Annotated in this window: 1 protein-coding gene; it reads right to left on the bottom strand. The window is 72.9% G+C overall.

Annotation, left to right across the window (positions count from 1 at the left end):
- A partial coding sequence (locus tag HYE82_RS36855) for an ABC transporter ATP-binding protein (RefSeq protein WP_179178575.1) occupies positions 1–821 on the bottom strand: 821 nt, incomplete at its 3' end.
- Positions 822–852: the final 31 nt, after the last annotated feature.

Below are 852 nucleotides of genomic sequence, written 5' to 3'. Positions count from 1 at the left end.
GATCCGGGGATGGCCCGCAGGGGCTCGTCGTCGGCGCCGTCCGTGGTGTCGCCGAGGCGGGGCATCGAGTCGAGCAGGCCCCGGGTGTACGGGTGGGCGGGGTCGGCGAACAGTTCGTCGACGCCGGCCCGTTCGGCGGCGCGACCGCCGTACATGACGAGCACCTCGTGCGCTACGCGGGCGACGACCCCCAGATCGTGGGTGATCATGATGATGCCGAGGCCGCGCTCCTGCTGGAGGCGGGCGAGGAGTTCGAGGATCTGCGCCTGGACGGTCACGTCGAGGGCGGTGGTGGGTTCGTCGGCGATGAGCAGGTCGGGCTCGCAGGCCAGCGCCATGGCGATCATCGCACGCTGGCGCATGCCGCCGGAGAACTGGTGCGGGTACTCGCGCGCGCGGCGGGCGGGCTCGGGGATGCCCACCTCGCCGAGCATGTCCACGGCGCGTGTGCGGGCGGCTGCCCGGCCTGCCTTGAAGTGGACGCGGACGTGCTCGGCGATCTGCTCGCCGACCGTGTAGTAGGGGTGGAGGCTGGACAGCGGGTCCTGGAAGATCATGGCCATCTTCCGGCCGCGGAGCCGGGAGAGCTCCTTCTGGGGCATCCCGGTGAGCTCCTGTCCGGCGAGCCGGACGGAGCCGGTGACCTCGGCGCCGCGGTGCAGGCCCATGACGGCGAGCGAGGTGACCGATTTGCCGGAGCCGGATTCGCCGACGATGCCGAGGGTCCGCCCGGCCTCGACGGTGAAGCCGAGGGAGTCGACGGCGCGTACGGGGCCGCGGGCGGTGGTGAAGGTGACGTTCAGGTCGCGGACTTCGAGCAGCGGCGCCCCGGGGGCGTCCGGGGTGGTGGGG

The sequence above is a fragment of the Streptomyces sp. BR123 genome, from assembly GCF_013401435.1.
In the GTDB taxonomy this organism is placed as follows: Bacteria; Actinomycetota; Actinomycetes; order Streptomycetales; family Streptomycetaceae; genus Streptomyces.
Note: the sequence above shows the minus strand (reverse complement) of the source record. Positions and strands in the feature narration are given on the sequence as shown.